The organism is Variovorax pasteuri, assembly GCF_051216435.1.
Classification (GTDB): Bacteria; Pseudomonadota; Gammaproteobacteria; order Burkholderiales; family Burkholderiaceae_C; genus Variovorax.
On sequence record NZ_JBPJZS010000002.1, the window covers coordinates 388,169 to 412,057 of the forward strand.

The following is a 23,889-nucleotide window of genomic DNA, read 5'->3' on the forward strand; positions in this document are numbered from 1 at the left end:
AAGGAAGCACTAGCTGGTTAAGAAACCTTCCGCGACACGGCTGAACCGATTGGCGGATGCGACTGTGGCTGGGGAAGGGCCTGAGTACCTTGGCATTGTGCCACGTCAACCATATGACGCCCCGCGAGAGACCTGCAACCCCCTTGCGGGCTAACTCAGGGAGAAGAAAGTAACTCTTTGATCTGCTGCAGCGTCGCGGGGTCGTCGATGGTGGTCAGGTCACCGGGGTCGCGCTGCTCGCACACGGCCTGGATGGCGCGGCGCAGCAGCTTGCCGCTGCGGGTCTTGGGCAGGCCGGTGACGAAGCGCACGCGCGCCGGCCGCGCCAGAGCGCCGAGCTGGTCGGCCACCCGTTTCATGATCTCGCCTTCGAGCTTGAGCGCCACCTGCGCATCGGTCACGGCCCGGCCGTCCTTGGCGACGACGAAGGCCATCGCCACCTGCCCCTTCAGCGCATCGGCCACCCCGACCACCGCCACTTCGGCCACGTTGGCATGGCCCGAGATGCTCTCCTCGATCTCGCGCGTGCCCAGGCGGTGGCCCGCCACGTTGATCACGTCGTCGGTGCGGCCCAGGATGTAGAAATAGCCGTCCGCATCGCGAATTCCCCAGTCAAAGGTCGAATAGACCATCTTGCCGGGCACACTTTTCCAGTAGGTATTGATGAAGCGCGCGTCGTCCTTCCACACCGTCTGCATGAAGCCGGGCGGCGTCGGGCCTTCGACCACGACCACGCCCTTCTCGTTGGCGCCGGTCAGCTCCTCGCCGGTCGACTCATGCAGGATCTTGATGCGGTAGCCGTACATCGGCACGCCCGGGCTGCCGAACTTGCTGGGCCTGGGCTCGACGCCGTTGGCGATGGTGATCATCGGCCAGCCCGATTCGGTCTGCCAGTAGTTGTCGATGATCGGCACGCCCAGGCCCTCGCTGATCCAGCGCGCGGTGGGCTCGTCGAGCGGCTCTCCTGCCAGGAACAGCGCGCGCAGGCTCGACAGGTCGTACTTCTTCAGCAGCCCCGGATCTTGTTTCTTGAGCACGCGCACCGCCGTGGGCGCGCTGAACATCACCGTCACCTTGTATTTCTCGACCAGGCGCCACCAGATGCCGCCGTCCGGCTGCCGGTCGATGCCCTGCGTGGGCAGGCCCTCGTACATGATCGTCGCCATGCCCGCGATCAGCGGGCCGTAGACGATGTAGCTGTGGCCCACCACCCAGCCGATGTCGCTGGTGGAGAAATAGGTTTCGCCGGGCCGGCCGTCGAAGATGTGCTTCATGCTCGCGGCCAGCGCCACGGCGTAGCCGCCCACGTCGCGCTGCACGCCCTTGGGCTTGCCGGTGGTGCCGCTGGTGTAGATGGTGTAGCTGATGTCGGTCGACGCCAGCCAGGTGCACGGCACCTCGGAATTCATGTGTTTTTGCCGCATGACGCTCGCCAGATGGTCGCGTCCTGCTACCAAACTCATAGCAGCCAGGCCGCGGTCGGCGAGCAGCACCGCCGAGGGCTTGTGCGTGGACAGCCGGATCGCCTCGTCGAGCAGCGGCTTGTACGCAATGACCTTGCCGCCGCGCGAGCCCGCGTCGGCGCTCACGATCACCTTGGGTTCGGCATCCTCGATGCGCGTGGCCAGCGAGCCGCTGGCGAAACCGCCGAACACCACGCAATGCACCGCGCCGATGCGCGCACAGGCCAGCATGGCGAAGGCGGCCTCGGGAATCATCGGCATGTAGATGAGCACGCGGTCGCCCTTGCCCACGCCCAGCTCGATGAGGCTGGCCGCGGTGCGCTGCACCTCGGCATGCAGCTCGGTGAAGCTGTAGCTCTTCTCGACGCCGGTCTCGGTCGAAACGAAGATCAGCGCGGGCTGGTCGCCCCGCGTCGACAGATGCCGGTCGACCGCGTTGTGGCACAGGTTGGTCGTGCCGCCCACGAACCAGCGCGCGAACGGCGGGTTGCTGGCGTCGAGGATCTGTTGCGCGGGCGCATGCCAGTCGATCAGCTTCGCCTGCTCGGCCCAGAAGGCCTCGGGCGCGTCGACGGACTGTCGATGGAATTCTTCGTAGCGGCTCATCTGGACTTGTCTCCTGTTATTCGTTCTGCCTTGGCGGACACCGCCAAAACTGAATTCATAATTATGGAGACCGATCTTGCAGCAAGCTGACGGCCGGTACAACCGGGTTCCGCCCTCCGCCCCGCCGCCTTCGGCTCAGCGGATCAGCGCCTGCAGCTCATGGAATGCCGGGTGTTCGGCGGTGCGCAGCCATTCAAAACCGACCATCTCGGTGGTCACCAGCTCGGCGCCGGCACCGGCCAGCCGGTCGAAGGCGGCGTCGCGGTTGCGCTCGGTGCGCGAGCTGCAGGCGTCGGTGACGACCCAGACATCGAACTCGTCCTCCAGCAGGTCGAGCGCCGTCTGCAGCAGGCAGACATGGGCTTCGCAACCGGCGATCACGATGGTGTTGCGCTCTTCTGCCGCGGCCTGGGGCTTCTGCAGATGCTTGGGCAGGCTGCGGGCATTGCCCTGCGGCGCGGCCTTGGCCGGTGCGCGCAGCCATTCGCCGAGCCCCTCTTCCACGCCGCTGAAATGCATCTTGGCCAGCGTTTTCCTGCACAGCGCGCGGATGTCCGGCAGGTTCTCGCCCAGCTTGGACGGGTTCTGCTCGGTGCCCCACACCGGCACCTCGACCAGTTGCGCCAGCTTGCCGAGGCGCACCGCATTCTTCGCAACGGCCTCGTTCTCGAAGACAGCAGGCATCAGCCGCGCCTGGTAGTCGATCAGCACGAGTTGGGATTGCGAAGCGTCGAGCAGCATGAACAGGTTCTTTCTTGGGGGGAATTGGGATGGGGCTAAACCGTACCACCGAAAACACCGCCTGCGCCCGCAGCGCCGCCGATGCGCTCGACGAGTTGCGCCACATAGGTCTTGAACAGCGCGTCGGCCGACTGCCTGAACATGCGGATGCGGCCCGTGTGCTGCATCAGCAGCAGGCCGACACCGTGCGCGAACAGCGAGGTGTTTTCCTGCAAGGCGACGTCGGCCGCCAGCCCCATCGCCCGCAGCGCGTCTTCGCAGGGGCGCAGCGCCTGATGCAGATGGTCGTTCAGTTCGTGGTCGAGTTCGCTGGTCAGCCCGCGCGGCCGCATGCCCTGGACCAGATAGAAGCCGAGGTCGAGCTCGCGCGGGTTCGCCGCGTAGAAGTCGAACCAGGCCTGGGCCTTGGCGGCGAGCGTCAGGTCGGGGCGGCCCTCGGTCTGCGGCGCGTCGGCCACCGCGGTTTGCAGCCGCTGGATGGATTCGTCGAGCAGGGCCGCGTAGATCGCTTCCTTGCTCTCGAAGTACGAGTAGATCGCGCCCGGCGTGTAGCCGGCCTTGCGGGCAATTTCGCGCACGCTCGCGCCTTCGATGCCGGCGTCCAGGAACACGGCGCGGGCGGCGTCGAGCACGAGCGCGCGGCGGACGTCGGTGAGCGCCTGTCGGCGCTGGAGCTTGGCTTGCATCGGCGGGACTATAGCCCCGCGACCCAGCGCCCTTCGGTTTTTTTGAGCATTGATCGAAAAATTGAACAGTGTTCAAATTCATGATCAAAACACGGACTCCGGAGACACACGATGAATGCCCCGCTTCCCGCCGCCGCCCTCATGTCCGGCGCCGACTACCGCGAATCGCTGCGCCGCTACCGCCCCACGGTGTTCGTGGACGGCCGCCGCGTCGACTGCGTGGCCGACGAGCCCTCGTTCCAGCCCGGCATCAATGCCATCGCCCTCACTTACGACCACGCGCTCAAGCCGCAGTACGAGACGCTGATGACCGCCGTGCAGCACACGAGCGGCAAGCGGGTCAACCGGCTGTCCCACATCAACACCGGCTCGGGCGACCTGCTCAACAAGCTTGAAGCCGTGCGGCTGGTCTGCCAGGAAACCGGATGCGCCCAGCGCTACCTGACGCACGACGCGCTCAACGCCATCGCGCAGGTATCAGCGCGCATCGACGACGCGCGCGGCAGCACCGAGCACACCGCCCGCTTCCACGAGTACCTGCACCGCGTGCAGGACCAGGACCTGACGCTGGGCGTGGCCATGACCGACGCCAAGGGCGATCGCAGCCGCCGGCCGCACGAGCAGGCCAACGTCGACAGCTACCTGCACGTGGTCGAGCGCAACGCGCGCGGCATCGTCATCTCGGGCACCAAGGCCATCGTGACCGGCGCGCCCTATGTGCACGAACTGCTGGTCATGCCCTGCCGCAACATGGGCCGCGAAGACGCCGACTTCGCCGTGTGCTGCGCCGTGCCGCTCGATGCGCCGGGCCTCACGATCGTGGCGCGGCCGGCGGGGCGGCCCGGAGAGAAGCTCGAGCACGGTGACGCCTTGTTCAGCCGCAAATACGGCCAGAGCACCGGCGTGTGCATGTTCGACAAGGTCTTCGTGCCGTGGGACCGGGTGTTCTACGCCGGTGAATGGGAGCATTCGGGCCACCTGACCTACAGCTACGCCACCCATCACCGCCACAGCTGCGTCGGCGCCCGCGCGGGTTTCGGCGACCTGCTGATCGGCGCCGGTGCGCTGATGTGCGAGGCCAATGGCTTCGACCCGGGCAAGGAGAGCCACCTGCGCGAGCAGATGGTCGAGCTCATCACCATCACCGAGAGCTTCTTCGCCTGCGGCGTGGCGGCCAGCGTGTACGGCAAGGCCGACGAACACTGCGAGGTGTTCATGCCCGACCCGGTGTTCAGCAACATCGGCAAGCTGCTGCTGGCCACCAGGATCTACGACATGCACCGCATCGCGCACTACGTGAGCGGCGGCCTGATCGTCACCCTGCCCGGCCCGGACGAAGACCACAACCCCGAGACCGCCGCCCGCCTGTCCGACGTGCTGCGCGCCAACCCCGCCATTCCGTACGAACAGCGCATCGAGACCGCCCGCTTCATCGAAGACCTCACGGCCGGCTACCAGGGCGGCTGGTACAGCGTGATCAGCCTGCACGGCGGCGGCTCGCCGGCGGCCATGAAGCAGGAGATCTGGCGCAACTATCCCGTCGGCTCGAAGGTGGAACTGGTCGAGCGCATCCTCGAGCGCGGCATCGCCGCCGACGGCTCGCCCGCCGCCGCGCCGCACGACCCCGGCCGCGCCATCACCCGCAACCGCCAGCCGGGCAAGTGCTGCGACACGGGCTGCACGACACCGGGGCAACCGGTCATGGTCGACCTGCCAACATCGTTGCGCACCTAGACTGGCGCGCATGAAACTCTTCTCAAAACGGTTGTGCCTGGCGGCACTGGGCCTGGGCGCGGCGCTCCTGGTCGCGGCGTGCGGCGGCATGCGCGAAGCGACCGTGCCGCTGGCGACCTCGCTCGACAAGAGCAGTTGCACGCGCAATGCCGACACGCTGCTGGTGATGCTCCCCGGCCTGTACTCGACACCCGACGAGTTCGAGCGCGAAGGCTTCGTGCGCGCCGTGCGCGACAACCGCATCGCCGCGGACGTGATGCGGGTCGATGCGCACATCGGCTACTACAACAACAAGACCATCCTCGAACGCCTGAACACGGACGTGGTCGCACCGGCGCGCAGCCAGGGCTACCGGCACATCTGGTTCGTCGGCATTTCGCTGGGCGGCTTCGGCAGCCTGCTCTATGCGCAGACGCACCCCGGCGAGCTGGCCGGCCTGGTGACGCTCGCGCCTTACCTGGGGGAACGCGCGCTGGTCACGGACATCGCCAACGCAGGCGGCCTTGCGAAGTGGAACGGCCCGCTGGTCGACGCGTCGGCCGCCAACCCGCGCACGCCCAGCGAAACCCAGCTGTGGCAATGGCTGCGCGGCTATGCAGGCTACACGCAGACCGCAGGCGCGCGCCCGCCGCTCTATCTGGGCTACGGCGAGGACGACCGCTTCGTCTTCAGCCACCGCCTGCTGGCCGCGGCCTTGCCGCCGGAGCGCGTCTTCACCACCGAAGGCGGCCATGACTGGCCGCAGTGGACGCGCCTGTGGCAGCGCATGCTGCCGACCTTGCCGCTGCCGGGCTGCCCCGGTTGAAGCGCGGACGGCTGCGGCTCAGTTCGGCTTCAGGCGCAGCAGCTTGCCGTCGGCTTCGTCGGTGAGCACATAGAGCAGGCCGTCCGGGCCCTGCTTCACATCTCGGATGCGGGCCCGGCCGTCGGCCAGCAGCTTGTGCTCGGCCACCACCTTGCCGTCCTTGAGTTCGATGCGGTCGAGGTAGCCGAACTTGAGCGAGCCGACGAACAGGTTGCCCTTCCAGGCGGCGCCGTAGCGGCTGCTGGTCAGGAACGCCATGCCGGACGGTGCAATCGACGGCACCCAATAGTGCAGCGGCTGCTCCATGCCGTCCCTGGCCGTGATGCCGTCGCCGATCTTGCCGCCGCCGTAGTTCTCGCCGTAGGTGATCACCGGCCAGCCGTAGTTGCGCCCGGCCTGCGGCATGTTGATTTCGTCGCCGCCCTGCGGGCCGTGCTCCGTCATCCAGAAGCGGCCATCGGGTGCGAGCGTGGCGCCCTGCCCGTTGCGGTGGCCGTAGCTCCAGATCTCGGGCAGCGCACCCGTCTTGCCGACGAAGGGGTTGTCCTTGGGCACGGTGCCGTCCTTGGCGATGCGCACGACCTTGCCCAGGTGGTTGTCGAGCTTCTGGGCGTCTTCCTTGCGGCTGAAGCGGTCGCCCAGCGTGAGGAACAGCGTGCCGTCGCGCGCCTCGACGATGCGGCAGCCGAAGTGCGCGCTGCTCGCCACCTTGGGTTGCTGGCTGAAGATGACTTTCAGCGCTTCGAGCTTGGTGCCGTCGGCCGAGAGGTCGGCGCGTGCCAGCGCGGTGCTGTTGGCCGCGCCGCTGGCAGCCGGCTCGGAGAAGCAGAAGTACAGCGTGCGGTTCTTTTCGAAGCCCGAGTCGGCCAGCACGTCGAGCAAGCCGCCCTGCCCACTGGCGGCGATGCGCGGCAGGCCGGTGACGGGCGCGCCCACTTTGCCATCCGCTGCGATCAGACGCAGGCGGCCCGGTTTCTCGGTGACCATGAAGCGGCCACCTGGCAGAAAGGTGACGCCCCACGGATTTTGCAGACCGGCCGCAACGGTCTCCGGTGCCGGCTGCGCCCAGGCGATGCTGCAGAAACCGGTTCCCAGGAGCACCGCCAAGGCGCCTGAGAGGCGAAAAAACGGTTTGATTCGAAAGTTCATGACTTTTCCTGGGAGTTGATGCGATCTTGACGAAAGATAGCCACTCGATCCAGGCAGAGGCCGAATCCACCTGCGGCGAGAAGGTCCACTGGCGGTCAACCACTTATGGTCAATAAACGTTCGCCGTTACATTTTTTCTTGGGCCGCAGCGAAAAATTCAATGTAAATCAATGACTTACATAACTCTTCGCTCATTCTTTTTAAATTGACATAACCGCGCGTCATCAATATCCTACGCGCCATGCGTTTTTTCGTCCTACCCGCGTCTCTCCTCTTTGCCGTCGCTGTCCATGCAGCCCCTCAACAGGATAAAACCGACGACGAGCTGGCACGAATGCTGGCCGACAAGGGCCTGATCGGGCAACTCAAGCAGGTTCGCCAGACTGTCACGGAGCGCACGTCCGACCTGGTCGTCACGGCCATCGGTTTCCTCGGCGTTCCGTACCGCCGCGGTGGCAACACCGCCGAATCGGGCTTCGACTGCAGCGGCTTCGTTCGCGCCATGTACAACCAGACAGTCGGCCACATGCTCCCCCGCCGCGCCGAAGAGCAAGCCGCCGCCACCGAGAAGATCGACGCCAGCCAGCTCAAGCCCGGCGACCTCGTGTTCTTCAACACCATGCGTCGCGCATTCAGCCATGTCGGCATCTACGTCGGCGAAGGCAAGTTCATTCACTCCCCCCGCTCCGGCGCCCAGGTTCGTGTGGAAGACATGAACGGCAGCTACTGGCAACGCCGCTTCGACGGCGCCCGCCGCGTGCTCGGCGGCCCGGCAGACGAAGTGAAGGCCGCAGCCCTGGCCCGCACCGGCGACTGAGCCTTCCGGATCCCGCCGGATCCCGGACGAAAAAAATCCCGCCGCAGCGGGATTTTTTTATGGGCGCCCGGTCAGCGCCCCCAAAGGAAATCAGCTCTTCTTCGCCGGCGGCAGGTCCGTGCAGGTGCCGTGCGCCACTTCCGCCGCCATGCCAATGCTTTCGCCCAGCGTCGGATGCGGGTGGATGGTCTTGCCGATGTCGATCTCGTCCGCGCCCATCTCGATGGCCAGCGCGATCTCGCCGATCATGTCGCCCGCATGCGTGCCGACAATGCCGCCGCCCAGGATCCGGTGCGTCTCCGCATCGAACAGCAGCTTGGTGAAGCCCTCGTCGCGCCCGTTGGCAATGGCACGGCCCGACGCGGTCCACGGGAAGTGGCCCTTCTTGACCTTGATGCCTTCGGCCTTGGCCTGGTCTTCCGTGAGGCCCACCCACGCCACCTCGGGGTCGGTGTAGGCCACGCTGGGGATCACGCGGGCGTTGAAGGCGGCGCTGGACAGCTCCTTGTCGCCCTTCTGTTCACCGGCAATCACTTCGGCCGCCACGTGGGCCTCGTGAACCGCCTTGTGCGCCAGCATGGGCTGGCCCACGATGTCGCCGATGGCGAAGATGTGCGGCACGTTGGTGCGCATCTGGATGTCGACCGGAATGAAGCCGCGGTCGCTCACCGTCACGCCGGCCTTCTCGGCGCCGATCTTCTTGCCGTTGGGGCTGCGGCCCACGGCCTGCAGCACCAGGTCGTACACCTGGGGTTCCTTGGGCGCGTTCTCGCCCTCGAAGGTGACCTTGATGCCCTCCTTCGTGGCTTCGGCGCCCACCGTCTTGGTCTTCAACATGATGTTGTCGAAGCGCGGCGCGTTCATCTTCTGCCAGACCTTCACCAGGTCGCGGTCGGCGCCCTGCATCAGGCCGTCGAGCATCTCGACCACATCCAGGCGCGCGCCCAGCGTCGAATACACCGTGCCCATTTCGAGACCGATGATGCCGCCGCCCAGGATCAGCATGCGCTTGGGGTCGGTGCCCATCTCCAGCGCGCCGGTCGAGTCGACCACGCGCGGGTCTTTCGGCATGAAGGGCAGGCTCACGGCCTGCGAACCGGCCGCGATGATGGCGTTGCGGAACTTCACGGTCTGCTTCTTGCCGTTCGTGTCCCAGCTGGTGCCGGTGCTTTCCTCGACTTCCAGGTGGTACGGGTCGATGAAGTTGCCCACGCCGCGCAGCACCGTCACCTTGCGCATCTTGGCCATGGCCGTGAGGCCGCCGGTGAGCTTGCCCACCACCTTGTTCTTGTGGCCGAGCAGCTTGGCGCGATCGACCGTGGGCGCGGCGAAGCTCACGCCGAGGTCGGCGAAATGCTTCACCTCGTCCATGACGGAGGCCACGTGCAGCAGCGCCTTCGACGGGATGCAGCCGACGTTCAGGCACACGCCGCCCAGGGTGGCGTAGCGCTCGATCAGCACGACCTTCAGGCCCAGGTCGGCCGCGCGGAAGGCGGCCGAGTAGCCGCCGGGGCCGGCACCGATCACGACCACGTCGCACTCGACATCGACCTTGCCGCCGTAGGTGGAGGCCACGGGTGCGGCGGACGGCGCCGGTGCTGGCGCAGCAGCCTTGGACGCGGGCGCTGCTGCGGCCGGTGCAGGCGCGGGGGCAGCGGGCGCAGGCGCGGCTGCGGCGGCACCGTCCACCTCCAGCGTCAGCACGACCGAGCCCTGCTTGACCTTGTCGCCCACCTTCACCGCAATGGCCTTCACCACGCCGGCGGCGGAGGACGGAATTTCCATCGAGGCCTTGTCCGACTCGACCGTGATCAGCGACTGCTCGGCCTTGACCGTGTCGCCGACATTAACGAGCACCTCGATCACCGCGACTTCGTCGAAGTCGCCGATGTCGGGCACCTTGATTTGTTGTTCGCTCATTTGGACACTTTCAGTTTGAGTGTGAGAACGTCGACCGGTGGGGCCGAATTGCGATCGAATTCGCAGGCGGCGGCAATGCCTGCCTCCGCCACGTCGCGCGACGAGCGCGACTTGATGTCATAGGCCGCGTGCATGGCGCCGAGCGCAAAGCTGCGTCCCGAGCCGATGGCCCAGAACTCCTTGAACTCGAACACCTCGCGGTAGCTGTAGATGCCGTAGATGCCGCTCTGGTTGGCCATCAGCATCGTGAACTGGCTCGACTCGTAGGGCTCGTGCTCGTCTTCCTTGGTCTGCATGAAGAACGAGTCTTTCAGCACCGCATGCAAGCGCGTGAAGGTGCGAAAGATCTCGTGCTTGCTGCCGAACAGCAACTGCTCGCGCGGTTGCGCGGCCAGCGCATGCTGCAGCACCAGGAAGTGCGCGGCGGCGCCGGCCACGGCGAACAGGCTTTGGCCCGCCGCGTCCTCGACGGTGAAGATCTTCTGGTTCGCTTCGGCGCGGTGCGAGAGCCGCGTGTCGCCGAAGGTCACCAGAGAATCGGCTGCCATCGTGACCTGGCCGCCTTTGCGGACGGCCACTACGGTGGTCATAGGAGGATTCGACGGTAGTCCGCGAGGACCTGGCCCAGGTAGGCGTTGAAACGCGCAGCCAGAGCGCCGTCGATCACGCGGTGGTCGTACGACAGCGACATCGGCAGCGTAAGGCGCGGCACGAACTGCTTGCCGTCCCACACCGGCTTCATCTGGCCCTTGGAGAGGCCGAGGATGGCCACTTCGGGGGCGTTGATGATGGGCGTGAAGTGCGTGCCGCCGATGCCGCCGAGCGAGCTGATCGAGAAGCAGCCGCCCTGCATGTCGCCCGAGCCGAGCTTGCCGTCGCGCGCCTTCTTGGCGAGTTCGCCCATCTCCTGGCTGATCTGCAGGATGCCCTTCTTGTCGGCATCCTTCAGCACCGGCACCACGAGCCCGTTGGGCGTGTCGGCCGCGAAGCCGATGTTGTAGTACTGCTTGTAGACGAGCTGGTCGCCGTCCAGGCTGGTGTTGAACTCGGGGAATTTCTTCAGCGCCGAAACCACCGCCTTGATGACGAAGGCGAGCATCGTGACCTTCACGCCCGATTTCTCGTTCTCCTTGTTGGTGGAGACGCGGAAGGCCTCGAGCTCGGTGATGTCGGCTTCGTCGTTGTTGGTGACGTGCGGAATCATCACCCAGTTGCGGTGCAGGTTCGCTCCGCTGAGCTTCTTGATGCGCGAGAGGTCCTTGCGCTCGACCGTGCCGAACTTCGTGAAGTCGACCTTGGGCCAGGGAATGAGGCCCAGCGCGGCGCCATCGCCGCCACCACCGGCCGATGCCTTGGCGGCGGAAGCCTTGGTGCTGGCCTGGCCGCTCATCACGGCCTTGGTGAAGCTCTGGACGTCGTCCTGCGTGATGCGGCCCTTCGGGCCGGAACCCTTGACCTCGTCGAGCGGCACGCCGAGTTCGCGGGCGAACTTGCGCACCGACGGCGAGGCATGCGGCAGCTTGCCGCTCGGCGTCGTGGTCGGGTCGTGCGGGGCGGCAGCGGCAACCGGGCTCGCGGCGGGTGCCGGCGAAGCGGCGGCAGGTGCCGGGGCACTGGCAGTTGCGGCAGCCGGTGCGGCCGCCGCAGCCTGTGCGGGCGCGGGTGCCGCAGCGCTGGCGGCACCTTCGAGCACGGCAATCAGGTCGCCGATGTTGACGGTGTCACCCACCTTGACCTTGAGTTCCTTGAGCACACCGGCGCCCGACGACGGGATTTCCATCGAGGCCTTGTCCGATTCCACCGTGATCAGCGACTGCTCGGCCTTGACCGTGTCGCCGACCTTCACAAGCAGTTCGACGACGGCGACGTCCTTGAAGTCGCCGATGTCGGGCACCTTGATCTCGATCGGGCCCGAGGCGGCAGGCGCCGCAGCCGGCGCAGGCGCAGCTGCGGCCGGTGCGGGCGCGGCGGCTGCAGGAGCCGCTGCAGGGGCAGGTGCGGCAGCGGGCGCTGCAGCAGCACCTGCATCTTCCGCCTCGAGCACGAGCACCACCGAGCCCTCCTTGACCTTGCCGCCGACCTCGACCTTGATTTCCTTGACGACACCGGCCGTCGACGAGGGAATCTCCATCGAGGCCTTGTCCGATTCCACCGTGATGAGCGACTGCTCGGCCTTGACCGTGTCACCCACCTTCACGAGCACCTCGATCACCGCGACTTCATCGAAATCGCCGATGTCCGGCACCTTTACTTCCACTGCTGCCATATCGTTGTCTCCCGCCGTAAGGCGCCGTTCGTTCGTTGGTTGTTGATGTTCAAGCGTAGAGCGGGTTGACCTTGTCGACATTGATGCCGTACTTCTTGATCGCTTCCACCACCTTGGCCACCGGCACGGTGCCGTCTTCGCTCAGCGCCTTGAGCGCTGCCACCACGATGTAGTGGCGGTTGATCTCGAAGTGCTCGCGCAGCTTGTTGCGGAAGTCGCTGCGGCCGAAGCCGTCGGTGCCCAGCACCTTGTAGGTACGGCCCTTCGGGATGAACGGACGGATCTGCTCGGCGTAGGCCTTCATGTAGTCGGTCGATGCCACCACCGGGCCGCTCGAAGCTGCGAGCTGCTCGGCCACGAAGGGCACGCGCGGCGACTGGTCGGGGTGCAGCAGGTTCCAGCGGTCGGCGTCCTGGCCGTCGCGCGTGAGCTCGTTGAAGCTCGGGCAGCTCCACACCGAAGCCGACACGCCCCACTCCTTCTCGAGCAGCTCCTGCGCAGCGAAGCTTTCGCGCAGGATGGTGCCGCTGCCCAGCAGTTGCACGGTCGGCGCCTTGGCCTTCAGTGCGGGGCCTTGCTTCGCCAGGTACATGCCCTTGATGATCTGCTCTTCGGTGCCGGGCTGCAGGCCAGGCATCGGGTAGTTCTCGTTGAGCAGCGTGATGTAGTAGTAGACGTTGTCCTGCTTCTCGACCATGCGCTTCAGGCCATGGTGCAGGATGACGCCCACTTCGTGCGCGAAGGTCGGGTCGTAGCTCACGCAGTTCGGGATGGTGTTGGCCAGGATGTGGCTGTGACCGTCTTCGTGCTGCAGGCCTTCGCCGTTGAGCGTGGTGCGCCCCGAGGTGCCGCCCAGCAGGAAACCGCGGGCCTGCATGTCGCCGGCCGCCCAGGCGAGGTCGCCGATGCGCTGGAAGCCGAACATCGAGTAGTACACGTAGAACGGCACCATGATGCGGTTGTTCGTGCTGTACGAGGTGGCGGCCGCGATCCAGCTCGACATGCCGCCGGCCTCGTTGATGCCTTCCTGCAGGATCTGACCGGCCTTGTCTTCCTTGTAGTACATGACCTGGTCCTTGTCGACCGGGGTGTACTGCTGGCCATGCGGGTTGTAGATGCCGATCTGGCGGAACAACCCTTCCATGCCGAAGGTGCGGGCTTCATCCACCAGGATAGGCACCACGCGCGGGCCCAGGGCCTTGTCGCGCAGCAGTTGCGTCAGGAAGCGCACGTAGGCCTGCGTGGTCGAGATTTCGCGGCCCTCGGCCGTGGGCTCCATCACCGACTTGAAGATGTCCAGCGACGGCACGGTGAACGCCTCGTCGGCCTTGGTGCGGCGGTGCGGCAGGTAGCCGCCGAGGGCCTTGCGGCGCTCGTGCAGGTATTTCATTTCCGGCGTGTCGTCGGCCGGCTTGTAGAACGGCAGCTCGGCGATCTTGCTGTCCGGAATCGGGATGTTGAAGCGGTCGCGAAAGGCCATGATGTCCTCGTCGCTGAGCTTCTTGGTCTGGTGGACGTTGTTCTTGCCCTCGCCGATCTTGCCCATGCCGAAGCCCTTGACGGTCTTCACGAGCAGCACCGTGGGCTGGCCCTTGTGGTTGTGGGCGGCGTGGAAGGCGGCATACACCTTCTGCGAATCGTGGCCGCCGCGCTGCAGGCTCCACACCTCGTCGTCGGTCATGTGCTCGACCATCTTCAGCGTGCGCGGATCGCGGCCGAAGAAGTTCTTGCGCACGTAGGCACCGTCGTTGGCCTTGAACGACTGGTAGTCGCCGTCGTTGCACTCCATCATGATCTTGCGCAGCGCGCCGTCATGGTCCTTCGCGAGCAGCGCGTCCCAGCCCTTGCCCCAGATCAGCTTGATGACGTTCCAGTTGGCGCCGCGGAATTCGCCTTCGAGTTCCTGGATGATCTTGCCGTTGCCGCGCACCGGGCCGTCCAGGCGCTGCAGGTTGCAGTTGATGACGAAGACCAGGTTGTCGAGGTTCTCGCGCGCCGCCAGGCCGATGGCGCCCAGCGATTCGACTTCGTCCATTTCGCCGTCGCCGCAGAACACCCACACCTTGCGGTTCTCGGTATTGGCGATGCCGCGTGCGTGCAGGTACTTGAGAAAGCGCGCCTGGTAGATGGCCATGAGCGGCCCCAGGCCCATCGACACCGTGGGGAACTGCCAGAACTCCGGCATCAGCTTGGGATGCGGGTAGCTCGACAGGCCCTTGCCGTCCACTTCCTGGCGGAAGTTGAGCAGCTGCTCTTCGGAAAGGCGGCCCTCGAGATAGGCACGGGCGTAGATGCCAGGCGACACGTGGCCCTGGATATACAGCAGGTCGCCGCCGTGGTTTTCGCTCTCGGCGTGCCAGAAATGGTTGAAGCCGGCGCCGAACATGCTCGCCAGCGATGCAAAGGAGCCGATGTGGCCGCCCAGGTCGCCGCCTTCGGCCGGGTGGTGGCGGTTGGCCTTGACCACCATCGCCATTGCGTTCCAGCGCATGTAGGCGCGCAGGCGCTGTTCGATCTCGAGGTTGCCGGGGCTGCGGGCTTCCACGCCGGGCTCGATGGTGTTCACGTAGCCGGTGTTGGCAGAGAACGGCAGGTCGACGCTGTTCTGCCGAGCATGTTCGAGCAGTTGCTCGAGAAGGAAGTGGGCCCGCTCGGGGCCTTCGCTCTGGATGACGGAGGACAGTGCATCCATCCATTCACGGGTCTCCTGGGCGTCCGCGTCGTTCGCGGCCGAGCCGAACAGGTTCTCTGGATTTGCCGACATGCTTGTCTCTCCTTTTAGGGCTGTGGCGGTAATTTAGTGCGCTATGCGATCAGCGCGGCGGAGTTTCTCATAGAAACATCGAGATTTCAAATAGTGCCGATTCATTTCTTAATGTGATATTTTGGCGATTTGAAGCCGCCAGAAGGCAACCATACGGGAGCCGATGGCACCGCCGCTTTCCCCATCGGTTCCGAGGGGGGGCTTCACCTAAACTCGGCCCATGCCTTTTTCCTCTCCGCTGGCCGTTGCCCGCAGTGCCGTGAACGCGTCGCCCCTGTCCTGGTGGCGCAAGTGGTGGCGCCGGCAAACGCCGGTGCTGCAGGACGCCGTCGCCATGCTGGCGCCGATGGCGGCCGTGCTTCTTTTTCTGGCCGCCATCGTCTCGGCGTTCTGGTACCTGCGCACCGAGGAGGTCGAGCGCGAGCAGGAGTCGGTGCGCCGCGACGTCGAATATGCGCAGCAGCGCATGCGCCTGCGCCTGCTGGAGCGCCAGGAGCAACTGATGCGCATCGCGCGCGATGCATCCAACCGCGAGATCGACCCGATCGAGTTCACCAGCCGGGCCGAGTCGCTGGTCAGCCAGTTCCCCGAACTGCAGACCATCACCTGGATCGACGACCGCCGCCGCTTCAAGGCCGGCTACGCCGCGCCCAGCGTGCATCCGGCGCAGCAGCACCTGATCGGCGACGTGCTGCGCCCCGGCGACATCGAGAGCAACTACGCGCTGGCGCGCGAGCTGCGCCAGCCGGTGTATTCGCAGCCCGTGGCCGGCGGCGAGCCGGCGGCCATGCTGCAACTGCACATTCCCCTTTTCGACCAGGGCCTGTTCGCGGGCGTGGTGCTCGGCGAGTTCTCGGTCGACGGCCTGCTGCGCTACGGCATGCCGTCCGAGGTGCAGGCGCGCTATGCGGTGTCGCTGCTCGACGCCAAGGGCCATGTGATCGCCGGCAACACCGCCAACCTGAAGAACAGCGGCACCCGCCTGCTGCCCTGGACCGAGCGCACCAACGAATACGAAGTGCCGGTGTCGCCGGTGGGCAATGCGCTGGTGCTGCGCGCCCAGGCCTACCGCACCTCGCAGGGCGTGGTGGGCAACGGCCTGTTCTGGCTGGTGTGCGCGCTCAGCGTGCTCACGAGCTGGATGCTGATCGGCACCTGGCGCCACACGCGCCGCCGCCTGCAGGCCCAGCAACGGCTGGTGGCCGAGACCAACTTCCGCCGCGCGATGGAAAATTCCATGCTCACCGGCATGCGCGTGCTCGACCTGCAAGGCCGCATCACTTACGTGAACGCCGCCTTCTGCGCCATGACGGGCTGGAGCGAGGAAGAACTGGTCGGCCAGTCGCCGCCCTTCCCCTACTGGCTCGAATCAGACCGCGAAGTGATGAACGAGCGGCTGGAAGAAGAACTGCACGGCCGCGCCCTGCCCGGCGGCTTCCAGGTGCGCGTGAAGCGCAAGAACGGCAGCGTGTTCAACGCGCGGCTCTATGTGTCGCCGCTGATCGACGCGCGCGGCCACCAGACCGGCTGGATGACGTCGATGACCGACATCACCGAGCCCACGCGCATCCGCGAGCAGCTGTCGGCCTCGTACGAACGTTTCACCACCGTGCTCGAGGCGTTGGACGCGGCCGTGTCGGTGGCGCCCATCGGCAGCGAGGAACTGTTGTTCGCCAACAAGCTGTACCGCCTGTGGTTCGGCTCGGACACCGTGGGCCACCTCGGCATGGTCGCGCAGGCGGGCGTGCCGGCCTCGAACGCGCACGACGAAGGCCTGGACGACGTCGACCCCTACGCGGGCCTTCCCATCGACACGCTCACCGCCGCGCAGGCCGCGAACAACGAGATCTTCGTGCCGCACCTGGGCAAGTGGCTCGAAGTGCGCTCGCGCTACCTGACCTGGGTCGACGGCCGGCTGGCGCAGCTCGTCATCGCGACCGACATCACGCCGCGCCGCGACGCCGAGGAACAGGCGGCCGCGCAGGCCGACAAGGCCCAGTCGGCGAGCCGCCTCATCACGATGGGCGAAATGGCGTCCAGCGTGGCGCACGAGCTCAACCAGCCGCTGACCGCCATCACCAACTACTGCAACGGAATGATGTCGCGCATCAAGGGGCAGACGATCGACACCGAGGCGCTGCTGGCCGCACTCGAGAAGACGTCGAAGCAGGCGCAGCGCGCGGGGCAGATCATCCAGCGCATCCGCTCCTTCGTGAAGCGCAGCGAGCCCAACCGCACGCCGGCCGACGTGGCCACCATGGTGAGCGAGGCGGTCGAACTCGCCGGCATCGAGCTGCGCCGGCGCAACGTGCGCCTGAACCACTACGTGGCCGCGCGGCTGCCGGTGGTGCGGGTCGACCCGATCCTCATCGAACAGGTGATGGTCAACCTGCTGAAGAACGCGGCCGAATCCATCGACATTGCCGATCGGCCGCTGGCGCGCCGCAGCGTCGAGTTGCGGGTGTTGCCCAAGGTCATCGAGGGCCACAACGCCATCGAGTTCTCGGTGCAGGACACCGGCAAGGGCCTGGCGCCCGAAGTGATGGACCGGCTGTACGAGGCCTTCTTCTCCACCAAACCCGAAGGCATGGGCATCGGGCTGAACCTCTGCCGCACCATCGTCGAGTCGCACCGCGGCCGGATGCAGGCGGAGAACATCTACAATGGTCCGGATGTGATCGGATGCCGTTTTTCCTTCTGGATTCCGGTGTTGGACGCTATCAGTTCCGTAGCTAGCGACGAGACAAAGGTACCTGCATGAGTTTGATTCCGAAGAAGGGCACGGTCTATGTTGTCGACGACGACGAAGCCGTACGCGATTCGCTGCAATGGCTGCTCGAAGGCAAGGACTACAGAGTCCGCTGTTTCGATTCCGCCGAATCCTTTCTCTCCCGATACGACCCGCGCGAAGTCGCCTGTCTGATCGTCGACATCCGCATGGCCGGCATGACCGGCCTCGAACTGCAGGATCGACTGATCGAGCGGCGCTCCCCGTTGCCCATCGTGGTCATCACCGGGCACGGCGACGTGCCGATGGCGGTCGACAGCATGAAGAAGGGCGCAATGGATTTCATCCAGAAGCCGTTCAACGACGAGGAACTCGTCACGCTGGTCGAGCGCATGCTCGAACATGCGCGCGGCGCCTTCACGCAGCACCAGCAGTCGGCCAGCCGCGACGCGCTGCTGTCCAAGCTCACGGGCCGCGAGGCGCAGGTGCTCGAACGCATCGTGGCCGGCCGCCTGAACAAGCAGATCGCCGACGACCTGGGCATCAGCATCAAGACGGTCGAGGCGCACCGCGCCAACATCATGGAAAAGCTCAATGCCAACACCGTGGCCGATCTGCTCAAGATCGCCCTCGGACAGGCCGCACCAGCGGCCAAGGCCTAGCAAACAGCTATCTCTTCGATAGCAACGAATGTCCACCACGCCTGCGCAAGCGGGCGTTTTTACTTGGAAAATCAGAACCGATGACCGCCCAACTGATCGACGGCAACGCCCTCGCCAAAACCATTCGCGCCGAAGTCGCCGGCCGCACCGCCGCGCTCAAGGCCCGAGGCGTGAACCCGGCTCTTTCCATCATCCTCGTGGGCGAAGATCCGGCCAGCCAGGTCTACACGAAGCACAAGGTCAACGACAGCGCCCAGACCGGCCTGCAGGCCACGCTCGAAACCTACCCCGCCGACCTGAGCGAAGCCGACCTGCTGGCGCGCATCCGCACGCTCAACGACGACCCGAAGGTGCACGGCATCCTGGTCCAGTTGCCGCTGCCCAAGCACATGGACAGCCAGAAGGTCATCGAGACGATTTCGCCCGCCAAGGACGTCGACGGCTTCCATGTCGCCAGCGCCGGCGCGCTGATGACCGGCGCCCCCGGTTTCTGGCCCTGCACGCCGCACGGCTGCATGAAGATGCTCGAATCCATCGGCTACGACCTGCGCGGCAAGCACGCCGTGGTCATCGGCCGCAGCAACATCGTCGGCAAGCCGATGGCCATGATGCTGCTCGCCAAGAGCGCCACCGTGACCATCTGCCACAGCGCCACGCAAGACCTGGGCGCCATTACTCGCCAGGCCGACGTGATCGTCGCGGCGGTGGGCAAGCTCAACCTGCTGACCGCCGACATGGTCAAGCCCGGCGCGGTGGTCATCGACGTGGGCATGAACCGCAAGGAAGACGGCAAGCTGGCCGGCGACGTCGATTTCGACGGCGTGAAGGAAGTGGCCGGCTGGATCACGCCCGTGCCGGGCGGCGTCGGCCCCATGACGCGCGCCATGCTGCTCGCCAACACCCTTGAAGCGGCCGAACGCGCCGCCAAGTAACTTTCATGGCCATGACGAACAACCCCCTCCTCGACTTCAACGATCTCCCGCTGTTCGACCGCATCCGGCCCGAGCATGTCGCGCCCGCCGTCGACGTTCTGCTGGCCGATGCCGAAACCGCGCTGCAGGCCGTGACGGCGCCCGAATTCCCGGCCGACTGGAATGCCATCTCGAAGGTGCTCGACGTGGCCTCCGAACGCTTCAGCCGCGCCTGGGGCGCCGTGGGCCACCTGAACGCTGTGGCCGACACGCCCGAACTGCGCGCCGCCTACAACGAGGCCATGCCGCGCGTCACCGCCTTCTGGACCCGCCTGGGTTCGGACGAGCGGCTGTACGCCAAGTACAAGGCCATCGATGTTTCCACGCTCAACGCCGAGCAGCGCCAGGCGCATCGCAACGCGGTGCGCAACTTCGTGCTGGGCGGCGCCGAACTGCAGGGCGAGGCCAAGAAGCGCTTCGCCGACATCCAGGAGCGCCAGGCCGAGCTGAGCCAGAAGTTCAGCGAGAACGCCCTCGACGCGACCGATGCCTTTGCGTACTACGCGGCGTTCGGTGAACTCGAAGGCGTGCCCGAAGACGTGGTGAGCGCCGCGCGCTCGGCCGCCGAAGCCGATGGCAAGGATGGCTACAAGCTCACGCTCAAGATGCCGTGCTACCTGCCCGTGATGCAGTTCGCCAAGAGCAGCGCGCTGCGCGAAAAGCTCTACCGTGCGTACGTCACGCGTGCCAGCGAATTCGGCGACGCCGCCTTCGACAACACGGCGCTGATTACCGAGATCCTCGCGCTGCGCGAAGAAGAAGCGAAGCTGCTGGGCTACAACAATTTCGGCGAGCTGTCGGTCGTGCCGAAGATGGCCGAATCGCCCGAGCAGGTCGTGAAGTTCCTGCGCGACCTGGCCGTCAAGGCCAAGCCCTACGGCGAACGCGACCTCGCCGACCTGCGCGTCTTCGCGTCGGAGCAACTGAGCATCACCGACCCGCAACCCTGGGACTGGAGCTACATCGGCGAGAAGCTCAAGGAGGCGCGGTACGCTTTCAGCGAACAGGAGGTCAAGCAGTACTTCCCGGCGCCGAAGGTCATGGCCGGCCTGTTCAAGATCGTCGAGACGCTGTTCGAAGTGGCGATCCGCCGCGACAGTGCGCCGACCTGGCACCCGAGCGTCGAGTTCTATCGCATCGAACGCGCCGGTCAGAAGGTCGGCCAGTTCTACCTCGACCCCTCGGCCCGCGCTGCCAAGCGCGGCGGCGCCTGGATGGACGACGTTCGCGCCCGCTGGCTGCGCCCGGACGACGGCGTGCTGCAAACGCCCGTCGCGCAACTGGTGTGCAACTTCGCCAGCGGTGTCGACGGCAAGCCGCCGCTGCTCACGCACGACGACGTGACCACCCTCTTCCACGAGTTCGGCCACGGCCTGCACCACATGCTCACCCAGGTGAACGAGCGCGACGTCTCGGGCATCAGCGGCGTCGAGTGGGACGCGGTCGAGCTGCCGAGCCAGTTCATGGAAAACTTCTGCTGGGAGTGGGATGTGCTCAAGCACATGACCGCCCATGTCGACTCCGGCGAGCCGCTGCCGCGCGCGCTGTTCGACAAGATGACGGCGGCCAAGAACTTCCAGAGCGGGCTGCAGACGCTGCGCCAGATCGAGTTCTCGCTGTTCGACATGCTGCTGCACACCGAGTACCACGCCTCGGCGGCCAAGACAGGCGACGTGATGGCGCTGCTCGGCGCGGTGCGCAGCGAAGTGGCCGTGATGCCTTCGCCCCCCTTCAGCCGCACGCCGAACACGTTCAGCCACATCTTCTCGGGCGGCTACGCGGCCGGCTACTACAGCTACAAATGGGCCGAGGTGCTGAGCGCCGACGCCTACGCGGCCTTCGAGGAAACCGTGGGCGCCGATGGCGAACCGAACATCGAGACCGGCCGCAAGTACCGCCAGGCCATCCTGGAGGCCGGCGGCAGCCGCAGCGCGATGGACTCGTTCAAGGCCTTCCGCGGCCGTGAGCCGCAGCTTGATGCGCTGCTGCGACACCAGGGCATGGCACAGGCCCAGCCCGCTTGATGCGGCGCTGAAGCTTGCGATACTCGGGCGATGCACACGATCCCTTACAAATTCTCACTGCATCGCCTGGGCGCGCGTACGGCAGGCGTCTGCCTCCTGCTCGTTGCCGCCGGCGCCACGGCGCAGTCGGTCTACCGCCAGGTCGACAAGAACGGCAAGGTCACTTTTTCGGACCGTGCCCCGACCGCGAGCACCGAGCCCGCCTCGGGACCGCAAGGCGCCGTGGGCACACCGGCCGGCGCGGGCCTGCCCTACGAGCTTCGCCAGGTGGCGCAGCGCTATCCGGTCGTCCTGTACACGAGCGACGAATGCGCTCCCTGCGGCGCGGCGCGCTCGATGCTCGTCACGCGCGGCATTCCCTTCGATGAACGCACCGTCAAGAGCAACGAGGATATCGAGGCGCTGCAGCGCCTGAGCAGCCAGAGCTCGCTGCCGCTGCTCACCATCGGATCGCAGCAACTCAAGGGCTATGGCGACGCCGAGTGGTCGCAGTACCTCGATGCAGCCGGCTATCCGAAGAGCAACAGCCTGCCTGCGGGCTACCGCAACGGACCGGCCCGCCCGCTGGTCGCGCAGCAGGCAGCGCCCGCACCGCGTGCCGCCGCGGCACCGTCAGCACAACCCGCGCTGCCGCCCGCATCGAGCGAACCTGGCCCGAGCAACCCGGCCGGCATCAAGTTCTGAGCCTGGCCGCCGGCGGCCCTGCCCGGGCGTCGGTTCAGGCGAATTCCAGGGTCTTCACGCCCGCCGAGGTGCCCAGCAGGCAGACATCGGCCTTCTGGTGCGCGAAGACGCCGACCGTCACCACGCCGGGCCACTGGCTCACTTCGGACTCGAAGGCCAGCGGCGCGGTGATCCGCAAACCCGTCACGTCGACGATGTGCTGCCCGTTGTCGGTGACCAGCGGCAGCCCGTCCTTCTCGCGCACCTGGGCGATGCCGCCCATGGCGGCGAACTGCCGCATCACGCGGCGCACAGCCATCGGGATCACTTCGACCGGCAACGGAAAGGCGCCCAGTGTCTCGACCAGCTTGGACGCATCGGCAATGCAGATGAACTTGCGCGACTGGGCAGCCACGACCTTCTCGCGCGTGAGCGCCGCCCCGCCGCCCTTCACCATGAAACCGCGGTGATCGATTTCGTCGGCTCCATCGATATAGACGGCCAGTTCTTCCACCTCGTTGCTGTCGAACACCGGAATGCCCAGCGCACGCAGGCGCTCGGTCGAGGCCACCGAGCTGGAAACGGCGCCCTTGATCTCGTCCTTGATGGTGGCCAGCGCGTCGATGAACTTGTTCACCGTGGAGCCGGTGCCGACGCCAACGATCTCGCCCTTGACCACATAGGCCAGCGCGGCGCGGCCGACCTGGGCCTTGAGTTCGTCCTGAGAAAGCGGGTTTGAAGGGGTTGCGGGGGCGGGTGCGGTCATCGCGGAGAATCCTTGGCTCATAGAAGTCCAGAATTATCCGATGCCCCTGCTGATGCCCTCCTCGCTTTACGGCCTCGCCCGCCCTTTCCTGTTCGGCTTCGACCCCGAGCATGCCCATGAAATCACGCTGGACGGGCTGGCGCGCACGCAAAACACGCCGCTGGCCTGCGCCTACTCGGCACCGCGCGTGAACGACCCCATCGAGCTCGCCGGGCTGACATTTCCGAACCGCGTGGGCCTGGCGGCCGGGCTCGACAAGAACGCCCGCTGCATCGATGCCTTTGCCGCCATGGGTTTCGGCTTTGTCGAAGTCGGCACCGTCACCCCGAAGGGCCAGCCAGGCAACCCCAAGCCACGCATGTTCCGGCTGCCGCAGCGCGACGCCCTCATCAACCGCCTGGGCTTCAACAACGACGGGCTCGACGCTTTCCTGGCCAATGTGCAGAAGGCGCGCTTTCGCAAGGGCGGCGGCAACAAGGCGCCGATGCTGCTGGGCCTCAACATCGGCAAGAACGCCGCCACGCCGATCGAGCGCGCGGTGGACGACTACCTCGCCTGCCTCGACGGCGTGTACCCGCACGCCGACTACGTGACGATCAACATCTCGAGCCCGAACACCGCCAACCTGCGCTCACTGCAGAGCGACGAAGCGCTCGATGCGCTGCTCGGCGCGGTGGCCGAACGGCGCGAGGCGCTGGCCACGCGGCACGACAAACGCGCGCCGCTGTTCGTGAAGATCGCGCCCGATCTGGACGAAGCCCAGGTGGCCGTGATTGCCGCCACGCTGAAGCGCCACGGCATGGACGGCGTGATTGCCACCAACACCACGCTGGCGCGCGATGCGGTGAAGGGCCTGCCGCATGCCGATGAAGCCGGGGGCCTTTCGGGTGCGCCGGTGCGTGAATCGAGCAACCGCGTGATTTCGCAGCTTCGCGCCGCGCTGGGCGCGGGCTTTCCGATCATCGGGGTGGGCGGCATCCTGAGCGCAGCCGACGCCACGGCCAAAATCGCCGCAGGTGCGGACGTGGTGCAGATCTACACTGGCCTGATCTACCGCGGCCCGGGGCTGGTTCGCGAAGCCGCCCAGGCGCTGCTGCGCGATCGCAGCAAGGCCTGAGCTTTCG

At 66.3% G+C, this 23,889-nt stretch carries 18 protein-coding genes; 9 read left to right on the top strand and 9 right to left on the bottom strand.

The genetic code is table 11. The annotated features are described in order from the left end of the window. Nucleotides 1-155: 155 nt before the first annotated feature. The 3 genes from ACSFBM_RS08960 to ACSFBM_RS08970 are packed head-to-tail and all read right to left on the bottom strand — an operon-like array spanning nucleotide 156 to nucleotide 3,496. Nucleotides 156-2,171 (bottom strand): propionate--CoA ligase, encoded by a 2,016-nt coding sequence (locus ACSFBM_RS08960; RefSeq protein ID WP_435484035.1) that lies wholly within the window; start codon nucleotides 2,169-2,171, stop codon nucleotides 156-158. Nucleotides 2,172-2,204: 33 nt separating this feature from the next. Further along, nucleotides 2,205-2,810 (bottom strand): isochorismatase family protein, encoded by a 606-nt coding sequence (locus ACSFBM_RS08965; protein WP_435484036.1) that lies wholly within the window; start codon nucleotides 2,808-2,810, stop codon nucleotides 2,205-2,207. 35 nt (nucleotides 2,811-2,845) lie between these two features. Further along, complete coding sequence (locus ACSFBM_RS08970; protein ID WP_435484037.1) at nucleotides 2,846-3,496, bottom strand: TetR/AcrR family transcriptional regulator; 651 nt, start codon at nucleotides 3,494-3,496, stop codon at nucleotides 2,846-2,848. A 111-nt stretch (nucleotides 3,497-3,607) separates the two neighbouring features. Here ACSFBM_RS08970 and ACSFBM_RS08975 point away from each other — a divergent pair, with 111 nt between their 5' ends. Both ACSFBM_RS08975 and ACSFBM_RS08980 read left to right on the top strand, forming a co-directional pair. Continuing rightward, nucleotides 3,608-5,230 (top strand): 4-hydroxyphenylacetate 3-hydroxylase family protein, encoded by a 1,623-nt coding sequence (locus tag ACSFBM_RS08975; protein ID WP_435484038.1) that lies wholly within the window; start codon nucleotides 3,608-3,610, stop codon nucleotides 5,228-5,230. Nucleotides 5,231-5,240: 10 nt separating this feature from the next. Beyond that, nucleotides 5,241-6,035, top strand: coding sequence for an alpha/beta fold hydrolase (locus ACSFBM_RS08980; RefSeq protein WP_435484039.1), 795 nt, complete (start codon nucleotides 5,241-5,243; stop codon nucleotides 6,033-6,035). An 18-nt stretch (nucleotides 6,036-6,053) separates the two neighbouring features. On the opposite strand, the gene ACSFBM_RS08985 is transcribed toward ACSFBM_RS08980, so the two are convergent. Then, entirely contained in the window at nucleotides 6,054-7,184 is a 1,131-nt protein-coding gene (locus ACSFBM_RS08985) for a PQQ-dependent sugar dehydrogenase (RefSeq protein ID WP_435484040.1), read from the bottom strand. 241 nt (nucleotides 7,185-7,425) lie between these two features. Between ACSFBM_RS08985 and ACSFBM_RS08990 the strand changes: the two genes are divergently transcribed. Continuing rightward, a complete protein-coding gene (locus ACSFBM_RS08990; RefSeq protein ID WP_435438589.1) occupies nucleotides 7,426-8,001 on the top strand; it encodes a C40 family peptidase in 576 nt (191 codons plus the stop codon). Between the two features lie 90 nt (nucleotides 8,002-8,091). Here the strand turns inward: ACSFBM_RS08990 and lpdA are convergent, their stop codons facing one another. From lpdA to aceE, 4 genes are read right to left on the bottom strand one after another with little or no spacing between them, the layout of a single operon-like run. Continuing rightward, nucleotides 8,092-9,921, bottom strand: a complete 1,830-nt coding sequence (gene lpdA / locus ACSFBM_RS08995) for a dihydrolipoyl dehydrogenase (protein WP_435484041.1) — start codon at nucleotides 9,919-9,921, stop codon at nucleotides 8,092-8,094. Further along, entirely contained in the window at nucleotides 9,918-10,511 is a 594-nt protein-coding gene (locus ACSFBM_RS09000; protein WP_435484042.1) for an MFS transporter, read from the bottom strand. Before ACSFBM_RS09000 ends, lpdA begins: the two co-directional genes overlap by 4 nt. Next, a complete protein-coding gene (gene aceF, locus ACSFBM_RS09005; RefSeq protein ID WP_435484043.1) occupies nucleotides 10,508-12,187 on the bottom strand; it encodes a dihydrolipoyllysine-residue acetyltransferase in 1,680 nt (559 codons plus the stop codon). Before aceF ends, ACSFBM_RS09000 begins: the two co-directional genes overlap by 4 nt. A 49-nt stretch (nucleotides 12,188-12,236) precedes the next feature. Then, nucleotides 12,237-14,951 (bottom strand): pyruvate dehydrogenase (acetyl-transferring), homodimeric type, encoded by a 2,715-nt coding sequence (gene aceE / locus ACSFBM_RS09010; protein WP_435484044.1) that lies wholly within the window; start codon nucleotides 14,949-14,951, stop codon nucleotides 12,237-12,239. 220 nt (nucleotides 14,952-15,171) lie between these two features. On the opposite strand from aceE, the gene ACSFBM_RS09015 reads away from it, so the two are divergent. The 5 genes from ACSFBM_RS09015 to ACSFBM_RS09035 all read left to right on the top strand — a co-directional run bounded on the left by ACSFBM_RS09015 (nucleotide 15,172) and on the right by ACSFBM_RS09035 (nucleotide 22,020). Next, complete coding sequence (locus ACSFBM_RS09015; protein WP_435438584.1) at nucleotides 15,172-17,712, top strand: PAS domain-containing sensor histidine kinase; 2,541 nt, start codon at nucleotides 15,172-15,174, stop codon at nucleotides 17,710-17,712. Then, the gene (locus ACSFBM_RS09020) at nucleotides 17,709-18,341 is read left to right on the top strand and encodes a response regulator transcription factor (protein WP_012747279.1); all 633 of its coding nucleotides are present in this window, start codon (nucleotides 17,709-17,711) and stop codon (nucleotides 18,339-18,341) included. The genes ACSFBM_RS09015 and ACSFBM_RS09020 overlap by 4 nt, the downstream gene beginning before the upstream one ends. A gap of 80 nt (nucleotides 18,342-18,421) precedes the next feature. Next, nucleotides 18,422-19,273 (top strand): bifunctional methylenetetrahydrofolate dehydrogenase/methenyltetrahydrofolate cyclohydrolase FolD, encoded by an 852-nt coding sequence (folD, locus tag ACSFBM_RS09025; RefSeq protein ID WP_435438583.1) that lies wholly within the window; start codon nucleotides 18,422-18,424, stop codon nucleotides 19,271-19,273. Between the two features lie 5 nt (nucleotides 19,274-19,278). Beyond that, nucleotides 19,279-21,336, top strand: a complete 2,058-nt coding sequence (locus ACSFBM_RS09030) for a M3 family metallopeptidase (RefSeq protein WP_435484045.1) — start codon at nucleotides 19,279-19,281, stop codon at nucleotides 21,334-21,336. 30 nt (nucleotides 21,337-21,366) lie between these two features. Then, on the top strand, nucleotides 21,367-22,020 hold the full coding sequence (locus tag ACSFBM_RS09035; RefSeq protein WP_435484046.1) for a glutaredoxin family protein: 654 nt from the start codon (nucleotides 21,367-21,369) through the stop codon (nucleotides 22,018-22,020). A gap of 34 nt (nucleotides 22,021-22,054) precedes the next feature. Here ACSFBM_RS09035 and rpiA read toward each other — a convergent pair whose 3' ends face one another. Beyond that, nucleotides 22,055-22,765, bottom strand: coding sequence for a ribose-5-phosphate isomerase RpiA (gene rpiA, locus ACSFBM_RS09040; protein WP_435484047.1), 711 nt, complete (start codon nucleotides 22,763-22,765; stop codon nucleotides 22,055-22,057). 40 nt (nucleotides 22,766-22,805) lie between these two features. Between rpiA and ACSFBM_RS09045 the strand changes: the two genes are divergently transcribed. Beyond that, the gene (locus ACSFBM_RS09045) at nucleotides 22,806-23,882 is read left to right on the top strand and encodes a quinone-dependent dihydroorotate dehydrogenase (RefSeq protein WP_435484048.1); all 1,077 of its coding nucleotides are present in this window, start codon (nucleotides 22,806-22,808) and stop codon (nucleotides 23,880-23,882) included. Nucleotides 23,883-23,889: the final 7 nt, after the last annotated feature.

Coding starts and splice junctions, on each gene's coding strand:
- ACSFBM_RS09035 (WP_435484046.1), top strand. CDS start 21,367: ATGCACACGATCCCTTACAAATTCTCACTGCATCGCCTGGGCGCGCGT.
- ACSFBM_RS08990 (WP_435438589.1), top strand. CDS start 7,426: ATGCGTTTTTTCGTCCTACCCGCGTCTCTCCTCTTTGCCGTCGCTGTC.
- ACSFBM_RS09000 (WP_435484042.1), bottom strand. CDS start 10,511: ATGACCACCGTAGTGGCCGTCCGCAAAGGCGGCCAGGTCACGATGGCA.
- ACSFBM_RS09020 (WP_012747279.1), top strand. CDS start 17,709: ATGAGTTTGATTCCGAAGAAGGGCACGGTCTATGTTGTCGACGACGAC.
- folD (WP_435438583.1), top strand. CDS start 18,422: ATGACCGCCCAACTGATCGACGGCAACGCCCTCGCCAAAACCATTCGC.
- ACSFBM_RS08985 (WP_435484040.1), bottom strand. CDS start 7,184: ATGAACTTTCGAATCAAACCGTTTTTTCGCCTCTCAGGCGCCTTGGCG.
- aceE (WP_435484044.1), bottom strand. CDS start 14,951: ATGTCGGCAAATCCAGAGAACCTGTTCGGCTCGGCCGCGAACGACGCG.
- ACSFBM_RS09045 (WP_435484048.1), top strand. CDS start 22,806: ATGCCCCTGCTGATGCCCTCCTCGCTTTACGGCCTCGCCCGCCCTTTC.
- ACSFBM_RS08980 (WP_435484039.1), top strand. CDS start 5,241: ATGAAACTCTTCTCAAAACGGTTGTGCCTGGCGGCACTGGGCCTGGGC.
- aceF (WP_435484043.1), bottom strand. CDS start 12,187: ATGGCAGCAGTGGAAGTAAAGGTGCCGGACATCGGCGATTTCGATGAA.
- ACSFBM_RS09030 (WP_435484045.1), top strand. CDS start 19,279: ATGGCCATGACGAACAACCCCCTCCTCGACTTCAACGATCTCCCGCTG.
- rpiA (WP_435484047.1), bottom strand. CDS start 22,765: ATGACCGCACCCGCCCCCGCAACCCCTTCAAACCCGCTTTCTCAGGAC.
- ACSFBM_RS09015 (WP_435438584.1), top strand. CDS start 15,172: ATGCCTTTTTCCTCTCCGCTGGCCGTTGCCCGCAGTGCCGTGAACGCG.
- ACSFBM_RS08975 (WP_435484038.1), top strand. CDS start 3,608: ATGAATGCCCCGCTTCCCGCCGCCGCCCTCATGTCCGGCGCCGACTAC.
- ACSFBM_RS08970 (WP_435484037.1), bottom strand. CDS start 3,496: ATGCAAGCCAAGCTCCAGCGCCGACAGGCGCTCACCGACGTCCGCCGC.
- ACSFBM_RS08965 (WP_435484036.1), bottom strand. CDS start 2,810: ATGCTGCTCGACGCTTCGCAATCCCAACTCGTGCTGATCGACTACCAG.
- lpdA (WP_435484041.1), bottom strand. CDS start 9,921: ATGAGCGAACAACAAATCAAGGTGCCCGACATCGGCGACTTCGACGAA.